Source organism: Desulfobacter curvatus DSM 3379, assembly GCF_000373985.1.
In the GTDB taxonomy this organism is placed as follows: domain Bacteria; phylum Desulfobacterota; class Desulfobacteria; order Desulfobacterales; family Desulfobacteraceae; genus Desulfobacter; species Desulfobacter curvatus.
In genome coordinates this window covers 1-7,529 of the sequence record NZ_KB892923.1, presented here as the reverse complement: position 1 = coordinate 7,529, position 7,529 = coordinate 1, and the positions used below count along the sequence as shown (strand labels likewise).

Annotated in this window: 8 protein-coding genes; 2 read left to right on the top strand and 6 right to left on the bottom strand. The window is 48.5% G+C overall.

All coding sequences use genetic code 11. The features are described 5' to 3' along the window. Nucleotides 1–194 precede the first annotated feature (194 nt). The 6 genes from B147_RS0103385 to B147_RS29965 all read right to left on the bottom strand — a co-directional run bounded on the left by B147_RS0103385 (nt 195) and on the right by B147_RS29965 (nt 2,719). Nucleotides 195–383 carry a hypothetical protein gene (locus B147_RS0103385; protein ID WP_020585841.1) on the bottom strand — a complete coding sequence of 63 codons (189 nt, stop codon included), beginning with the start codon at nt 381–383 and terminating at the stop codon, nt 195–197. A 69-nt stretch (nt 384–452) separates the two neighbouring features. Continuing rightward, nucleotides 453–827: a hypothetical protein gene (locus tag B147_RS0103380; protein WP_020585840.1), complete on the bottom strand. Its 375-nt coding sequence runs from the start codon at nt 825–827 to the stop codon at nt 453–455. Nucleotides 828–898: 71 nt separating this feature from the next. Further along, complete coding sequence (locus B147_RS0103375) at nt 899–1,267, bottom strand: hypothetical protein (protein ID WP_020585839.1); 369 nt, start codon at nt 1,265–1,267, stop codon at nt 899–901. Further along, nucleotides 1,236–1,469: a hypothetical protein gene (locus B147_RS30920; RefSeq protein ID WP_083927801.1), complete on the bottom strand. Its 234-nt coding sequence runs from the start codon at nt 1,467–1,469 to the stop codon at nt 1,236–1,238. The genes B147_RS0103375 and B147_RS30920 overlap by 32 nt, the downstream gene beginning before the upstream one ends. Beyond that, the gene (locus tag B147_RS0103370; RefSeq protein ID WP_020585838.1) at nt 1,448–1,834 is read right to left on the bottom strand and encodes a DUF2958 domain-containing protein; all 387 of its coding nucleotides are present in this window, start codon (nt 1,832–1,834) and stop codon (nt 1,448–1,450) included. Before B147_RS0103370 ends, B147_RS30920 begins: the two co-directional genes overlap by 22 nt. A gap of 30 nt (nt 1,835–1,864) precedes the next feature. Continuing rightward, a complete protein-coding gene (locus tag B147_RS29965) occupies nt 1,865–2,719 on the bottom strand; it encodes a hypothetical protein (RefSeq protein WP_020585837.1) in 855 nt (284 codons plus the stop codon). A gap of 867 nt (nt 2,720–3,586) precedes the next feature. Here B147_RS29965 and B147_RS0103360 point away from each other — a divergent pair. Together B147_RS0103360 and B147_RS0103350 are read left to right on the top strand one after the other, a co-directional pair. Then, nucleotides 3,587–6,397 carry a toll/interleukin-1 receptor domain-containing protein gene (locus B147_RS0103360; protein WP_020585836.1) on the top strand — a complete coding sequence of 937 codons (2,811 nt, stop codon included), beginning with the start codon at nt 3,587–3,589 and terminating at the stop codon, nt 6,395–6,397. Between the two features lie 310 nt (nt 6,398–6,707). Then, nucleotides 6,708–7,433 (top strand): methyltransferase domain-containing protein, encoded by a 726-nt coding sequence (locus tag B147_RS0103350; protein WP_020585834.1) that lies wholly within the window; start codon nt 6,708–6,710, stop codon nt 7,431–7,433. The last annotated feature ends 96 nt before the right edge of the window (nt 7,434–7,529 follow it).

The following is a 7,529-nucleotide window of genomic DNA, read 5'->3' as shown; positions in this document are numbered from 1 at the left end:
TGGGAGCCACATCCACCTGCTTGCCTGAAATCGACATCTGTTTGAGGCTGTCAAATTCCATTTCATGAACGGGCATGACTTCATCAAAATGATTGATGGAATCCTGGCGAACTGCGTTGATTACGTTTTCGAGAGTTGTGGTCTTTGTCATGATAAATCTCCTTTGTTGATTAAGTTTTTTTGGGGTGCGCGGATTAATACCCGCATTGGGAACAGATGATGACGGGCTCTTTGCCGTTTCTGATCGTGATATCGTTTCCGAGGCTGTGACACACGGTCACATGGTGCCCGCAATCCAGGCGGAACTTCTGGCCTTCAAGTGACTTGATGATTTTTCTCAAGGATTCGGTGCTCTGGTACGCTTCCTTCTGCTGTTTGGTCATGGCGTCCTCCAATAAAAAAGGCCACCCAGAGCACATGCCCCAGATGGCCTTGCAATTGTCGTTAATGTTTCAGGAATAAATGACGTTGCACTGATCCATGCTGATTTCCCAGGGGCCAATTTTATCGCTGGAAGAAAAGCCCTGGTTGAGCCACAGCCCCCCGTTGAAAACCTGGGAATGGTGGCGCTGGTCAAAGTCGTTGAACAGATTGCCGATGTACTGCCACATACCCCGACCCACTACCGGATGTCCCTCCAGACGTTCGATCCGATCCCAATCAGGAAACAGCATCTTATACAGGCCGATAAGTGCCGCCTCCTGGTGTTCAGCATGTTCAAATATTGCCTGAAGGCGATGCTGAAGTTCCTTTTTTGTGGTGATCCCTTGGTTAGCCAGGTGCCTTTGACACTGTTTTTCGATCAATTTTGTTGCTGTTGCTTTCATTGAAACCTCCTTGATTTTGGGCATAAAAAAACCTTCGCCGGGGATACCCAGGAAGGCCTCTAATGCTTGTTTTACTGGTTGTTTGCTTTGATTAAATGAAAGTGTTCTCGCAGTCGTTTAATGGCGTTAAAAGGGGCTAAATCGTCGCGCCCGATGACTTCTTTGACCTGGTGCTCTTCCACAAAGATTTCACCTGTTTTATCTGGGCCTTCGAACACTTCCAGGCCGATGTATCCAAGTTTGGGATTGGTGGTCAGGATGTACGTTTCAACACCTTCACGGTAAACGTCCAGGTCATCACCATATCCGGCTGACAGTTTGTGCGTGTGCTGGCCGGAACAGTCCCTGAAAGTGATTTCAAGGCAGGGGTTAAAGCGTTTTGCCTGGATCATATTGTCGGTGCTTTCTTTATTGATGCTGTAATTGCGGATTCTGCGCATGGAGGGTTCCTTTCCTGTTAAACGGACAAGTGGCACACCGGGATTTATCTCGGCAGGCTGAACAAACTTTTACAGGGTCCAGGGTAGTGCCAAGATAATCAAGAATATCTGCCAGTGCCTTGGTCATGGGCATCTGCATTGCCCAGGCAATACGTCGCAATGTCGCACTGTGTTTGGCACTTAATTCTGGAGTGTATGCCATTTCCAATGCCCTCCGTGTTCTTCATCACGCGGGTCAGCGATAATCCCGCCACCAAGCCGTATCAAGTCAACCTGACCGGCAGGCTTCGGAGTCCAATGAACACCAAACTGGACCTGATACAGCCCAAGAACGTTGATATCTTTCAGTTCTTCCAGGCTGACGAATCCCCACTCCGCCATTTCCAAATCACCGTTCAAAATGCAGAATCCGAACATGGTGTCTACGTGGTCATATTCGGCGATAAACCAGTGGCTTTCACCGAGGTAAAAATGGGCGTGGATGATTTTGTCTTGGGTAGGGATGTGTTCAGTTTGGTAAAGACCGGGGATGGTTGCCAGTTGTGCTTCGGTTGGTGTGTTATGCATGATTTTTTTCCTGTTTTGTTTGGCTGGATGTCAGCCGTTGATGTATTCAATGACTCGGGATGCCTCTACGCGATTGAGGTCATCCAGGGATTTGTTGAATCGTTCATGGATAAGGCGGTTCAATCCGTCTGTGGTGTGGCCTTTGACGCCTGCCAATTTGAGAATGAAATCCTTTTGACGCTGCGTGATCACTTTTTCATCGGTGTGGACGCTGTGACGATCTGCCCCTGGTGGGAAATTGTAATCGTGACAATCTGACTTCCTGGGGAGCTTGTTTTTTAAGGTATGGCGATGAGTTTTGATGAATACGCCTGTCAGCCCTGCAACACGTATGGTAGCATCAATCATGGCGGATTTTTCTGCCATCTTGATACACGTATTCAATCGCCAGTTATCCTGCCGCAAATGCCTGGCCCCGGAACCTTCCGCCACGATCCTTCCGCCGTGCGTTTTCAATTCGCACTTGAGCAGGACCTGTTTAATTTCCAAACCACGCAAGCAAGCCTCTTCATACAGGCCAACGTTGGGAAAATGAGCCGTTAAACCCATCGCTGCGATTATCATTTCTGCGCCTGCTTTCCAAAGGGTCAATCCTGAGAAATGGCTGAAATCCCGGCATAGATAGGTTGCTCCAGCCTTTGCGAGAGGGCAATCTTGTGCGACGTGTACCCGGCCATAGTGAATGTCAGGCTCCAGGTTCTGCTTGATCCACTGGATGAGTTTGCGCTGGTTCTCCCGTCTATTGTTCAAAGCGTTTTCAAAGGTGCTTGGGGGCATATCCAGTGGAGATGTGGGAAAGGCTGAAATGCTCCCGGTGTCAGGTTGTTTTATTTCTGGCGGTTTCGTAAATTGTTTAATTGTGCTTATGTCTCCGATATGATTCATGGAATTCTCCTTTCGTTAAAATAAAAAAGACCAGCCCTGAATGGACTGGTCCTCGTTGTTAATTTTGTGTCGGTGTTTTTCTCCCCTTGATCACGGAACAGGGGGAGGGGGGGGATGTGTCGTTTGATTTAAGGGTTTAGGTTGAGGTGCTGGGTGGGGTGGTACTGGCTGTTTTACTAATTCAGCGAAGAGCTGAAAAGGCTATGGATAAAAGGGGGGGCTATAATGTCTCAAACAGGAAAAGAACTTCCGGCATAGGTACTGGGTCCCAAAGACGATAAATCAGTGGTTTTAAAAATTGACGACTATGATGCTGCAGGAAGGTTTATTTAGGTGGTTGAAAAACTGATACTCCTGGGCTTTTGAGGCCTGGAAGGATGACTAATAATATGGAGGGGTGGTAAAATGAAAGGCCGACCATAATATTTTGATTTACCAGCAGGGATAAAATGATTAAAAAGGGTGGATCATTGGAAGTGACGATTGCCAAAAGTAGTGATCTCCTTTATTGGCAACTCTTTCAGCAACATAAATACCATCATTGTTTACCTTGGTTTTTCTTGTTTGCATTATGGATACGATCTAATATCTGAGTGTTCAGAGACGCTAAGCTGATACACGGGTGTTTAATCCACTGATAAATCTATTTTTCAAAGCATTTACCCTGAATTTTCTTTACACGATCTATCCATACTGATATGCAGTTCTGGTAAATACTAAGATGATAACCGATCCGGCTATCCGTTGATTCTTCATGATATGCGGTTAGATATCAGATTGCTCAAGATAACCGGACAACCGGAGAATAACTTGTTGTTGTGATAAAAAAAGTGTCTGGAAGAAAAATATTGAAAAGATTTTCTGCAAATGGCTGATCTCACACCGCCGGTTTCAGGCTCCAGGCCCATGGTTTTCATCAGTTACAGCCACAAGGATGCTATCTGGAAAAACCGGTTGCTTCCATTTATTCAAGCCTATGTTCTTGCCGATTTTCTTGAGATTTGGGATGATACCCGGATAGATGCGGGGGACACCTGGTACCCAGAGATTACCTCCGCCATGGACAAAGCAGACATTGCGGTCTGCCTCATCTCTGAGCATTTTCTGGCCTCGGATTTTTGTGTGAAGGAAGAAGTTTCTTTTTTTTTGGAAAAACGGGAAGAAAAAGGAATGCTCCTGATCCCGGTTCTTTTGCGAAAATGCCCCTGGCAGCTCCATGACTGGCTTAAGCAGATTCAAATGCTGCCCGGAAACAGCCAAACCGTGGCAGATTTTAATGACAATTGGGCTGTGGCTTTTGATCTGGTCTCAGATCGAATCATGAAATTTTTGAACAATCCCCAATACACCCTCCAACCTGCCGAACCCAGACATAAAAAGATTGTTAAAATCGACCTCTCCCGCATGCCCATGACCGGCATGGAACTTTTTGGCCGCCAAAAAGAGATGACCATGTTGGATGCTGCCTGGCAAGAAGATGATCAGCGGGTGGTGAGTCTGGTGGCCTGGGGCGGGGTGGGCAAAACTACCCTGGTGAACAAATGGCTGGCGCGCATGGCTCGGAACAATTATCGCGGGGCGGAGAGGGTGTTTGCCTGGTCGTTCTACTCTCAGGGCACGGGTGAGCGAGTGACATCAGCGGACCAGTTCATTCGGGAGGCTCTGGAATGGTTCGGCGATTTTGATTTATTGGCCGGTTCGGCCTGGGAAAAAGGCCGGCGCCTGGCTGGACTGGTGGCGGCCCAAAAAACCCTCCTGGTGCTCGACGGCATGGAACCCCTACAATCCGGCGATGACTATGAACGCGGAAAGATCAAGGACCCGGCCCTGGCCATGCTGATAACGGGCCTGGCCCGGCAAAATCCCGGTCTTTGCCTGATCACCACCCGGGAGGAAGTGGCGGATCTCTCGCGTTTTACTTCCGGTACCATTCGGCTAAACCTGGACCAGATCTCGGCCGAAGCCGGTCGATCGTTGTTGAGCATACGCAATATCCAGGGCACGGATGCGGAAAAAGAGGCTGCTTCCAAAGCCTTCGGCAACCATGCCCTGGCCCTGAATTTATTGGCCGAATATCTCTACACCTTACCCGGTCATAGCGTGGAACATGCTGACAAAATTCCGGATCTGGATATCCCTTTAGAAAAAGGTAAACATCCCCGCCGGGTACTCCAGGCAATGGCGGACCAGATGGGGGATGGCCCGCAGGTGGAACTCCTACGGTTTGTTGGTCTTTTTGACCGGCCCGCGCCTTTGGTAGCCCTGGAAGCGGTTTTTTCCGGCAATCCCTTGCCGGGATTGACCCGGCATGTTCAACCTCTCTCACCGCTGGAGCGCATGGCCGTGCTGGATCATCTGCGCCGCAGCAAACTGCTGGCCCAGGCCAGCGACCACCGAGGCCAGGACCTGGATTGCCATCCCCTGGTGCGGGAGCATTTCGGTGCAAGCTTAAAAATCGATTTTCCCGGGTCCTGGCAGGCAGCCAATCACCGTTTGTACGACTATTACAAAAACCTGCCACAAAAAGAACTGCCCGACACCCTGGAAGAAATGGAGCCCTTGTTCCGAGCCGTGCCCCACGGGTGCCAGGCCGGACTGCACCAGGAAGTATTCGACAGCGTTTATTATGCGCGCATTCTAAGAAAAGATAAATATTACATTATGAAACAACTCGGGGCTTTTGGGTCTTGGCTGACGGTGATCGCCTCGTTTTTTGATGAACCCTGGACCAAGGTCTCGGCCAACCTGGAGGAAGCAAACCAGACGGAGCAATTGAACAACGCCGGCTTAGGGTTGCGGGCCTTGGGCAGATTACGGGAAGCGGCAGAGCCCATGGAGGTGGGGCTGGCGCTCGCGATTAAGCAAAAAAACTGGAAAGAAGCCGCTATAGATGCTTTCAACCTCAGTGAACTCCGCCTGACCCTGGGAGAGGTGCCCAAGGCCGTGTCTGCCGGCCGCCAAAGCTTGATATATGCGGATCGAAGCCAGGATGAATTCGAGCAGTATGACAATCGCACAACCCTGGCCGATGCCCTGCATCAGACCGGTGAGATCCGGGAAGCAGAAGCCCTTTTCCAGGAAGCCGAGGCCATGCAGCAAAAACACCGGCCCCAATATGCCTTTCTCTATTCCTTGCGGGGGTTCCGATACTGCGATCTGCTCTTAGCCCAGGGTCGATATATGGCGGTTTTGGAACGGGCGCAAAGTACACTTAAAATTGCCGAAAACAACAACTGGCTTCTAATTATGGCTCTGGATCACCTCTCCCTGGGCCGAGCCCATTTCCTGCAAGCCCTGGCTAACCAGGCTGCTGACGCGCAGGATTTTAGCCAGGTAGAATTTATCCTGGACCAGGCAGTGGATGGATTGCGGGCAGCCGGAGTCCAACATGAATTACCTCGCGGCCTACTGGCCCGGTCCGCCTTTTTCCGCACCATCCAAAACTTCGACGCTGCCTGGCGGGATTTGCGCGAAACCAAGGAAATCGCCGAACGCGGAGAGATGAAACTTTTTCTCATCGATTATCACCTGGAAGCCGCCCGCCTGATCCAGGCCCAGGGTCAACTCAAGAATCTTTCTCTTATAACCTTTTGCAAGCATGTGGACACAGCCGCCAACCTGATTCAAAAAACCAGCTATCATCGCAGGGATGCAGAAGTGGCGGAGCTGCGTATGTGAGTAATCTTTTATTTCTTGTCGGACCAAGTCAACAGGCTGATTTATGAATTCGGGGGACACTATACTTAATTCCAACAATCCAAATGCACACGGGCAAGCCGGTGATTTTGGTGTTCACGGCGGCTCCGCCGCCGTGAATCGCGGTGCTGACTTCGTCCAGTACCTTGTCCAGTCGCCTCTGGCGCCTGAACAAGGTACTGGACCGGTCACTGCACACCGATCAATCAAACTATCGTTTGCTTGATCGGCGCACAGCGCCGGTCAGCACCGCGATTATGTGTAGCAAGATTTATCAACACGGAGACACTTAATGAGCGATTGGAATCCAAATTTATATATGCAGTTTAGATCAGAAAGAACCCAGCCCTCAATTGATTTGATCTCTAAAATCAATTCAGTTGAACCAAAATCAATTATTGATGTCGGTTGTGGACCAGGGAACAGTACACAAGCCTTGGTTAATCGTTGGCCAAAGGCCAGAATAACTGGCTTAGACAGTTCATCGACAATGATACAAAAGGCGAAACATGATTATCCGAACCAGGAATGGATTGTAGCTGATGCATTATCCTACGAGTCTGAAATCAAATATGATATTGTTTTTTCAAATGCCGTGATTCAATGGATTCCAAATCACGAAAACCTGCTGAAGAAATTTCATGAATCGCTCTCAGATAATGGTTTACTTGCAATTCAAATTCCACTTTTTTGGGACATGCCACTGGGAAAGGTTATCAAGGAAACAGCCAATGATATCCGCTGGAAGGACTTAATGGAGGGTATTGCGGATCTTTTCACAATTCATAATTATTCATTTTATTACGATCATCTATCAAACCTGTTCAATTCAATAGATATTTGGGAGACAAGCTATTTTCATATACTGGATAGTCATCTATCAATAGTTGAGATGATGAGAAGCACAGGCCTGAAACCGTATTTAGAAAAGTTTGACAATGAATTGGACATCAATCAATCTTGGATTTCGCTCTTTGAAAATGTGCGTTTTTCGTTTTTCACCCTTCATTGTCATTGATTGCTCCACCATTAATTCAGCTTGAGTTGCCCAAGTATTGGTAATCATAGTAATGAAGTGGAACGTCCAGAATGAAAAGAATATCTTTTTGAAGAT

Excerpts from the sequence above, each read along its gene's own strand:
- B147_RS0103385 (WP_020585841.1), bottom strand. The coding sequence starts at position 383 with ATGACCAAACAGCAGAAGGAAGCGTACCAGAGCACCGAATCCTTGAGA.
- B147_RS0103380 (WP_020585840.1), bottom strand. The coding sequence starts at position 827 with ATGAAAGCAACAGCAACAAAATTGATCGAAAAACAGTGTCAAAGGCAC.
- B147_RS0103375 (WP_020585839.1), bottom strand. The coding sequence starts at position 1,267 with ATGCGCAGAATCCGCAATTACAGCATCAATAAAGAAAGCACCGACAAT.
- B147_RS30920 (WP_083927801.1), bottom strand. The coding sequence starts at position 1,469 with ATGGCATACACTCCAGAATTAAGTGCCAAACACAGTGCGACATTGCGA.
- B147_RS0103370 (WP_020585838.1), bottom strand. The coding sequence starts at position 1,834 with ATGCATAACACACCAACCGAAGCACAACTGGCAACCATCCCCGGTCTT.
- B147_RS29965 (WP_020585837.1), bottom strand. The coding sequence starts at position 2,719 with ATGAATCATATCGGAGACATAAGCACAATTAAACAATTTACGAAACCG.
- B147_RS0103360 (WP_020585836.1), top strand. The coding sequence starts at position 3,587 with ATGGCTGATCTCACACCGCCGGTTTCAGGCTCCAGGCCCATGGTTTTC.
- B147_RS0103350 (WP_020585834.1), top strand. The coding sequence starts at position 6,708 with ATGAGCGATTGGAATCCAAATTTATATATGCAGTTTAGATCAGAAAGA.